Source organism: Bittarella massiliensis (ex Durand et al. 2017), from assembly GCF_017566145.1.
Lineage (GTDB): Bacteria > Bacillota > Clostridia > Oscillospirales > Ruminococcaceae > Bittarella > Bittarella massiliensis_A.
The window spans coordinates 1-222 of sequence record NZ_JABFCL010000223.1 but is presented as its reverse complement, the minus strand read 5'-3'; the positions used below and the strand labels follow the sequence as shown (position 1 = coordinate 222).

The 222-nt window shown below is 58.6% G+C and carries 1 protein-coding gene; it reads left to right on the top strand.

Annotated features, from left to right (window positions below; all coding sequences use genetic code 11):
* On the top strand, window positions 1-222 hold a 222-nt coding region (locus HJY11_RS14125; protein ID WP_208076520.1), incomplete at both ends, for a response regulator.

The window sequence follows — 222 nt, the reverse complement described above, 5'->3', positions numbered from 1 at the left end:
GCCTGCAACAACGGGGAGGAGGCACTGGACTGTCTGGCCTGTGCCCGTTATGACGCGGTGATCCTGGATATTATGATGCCGAAGATGGATGGGCTGGAGGTTCTGAAAACCATGCGGAGGAAAAAGGACACCACGCCGGTGCTGCTTCTCACCGCAAGGGACAGCGTGGAGGACCGGGTGAGAGGGCTGGATCTGGGGGCGGATGATTATCTGGTAAAACCC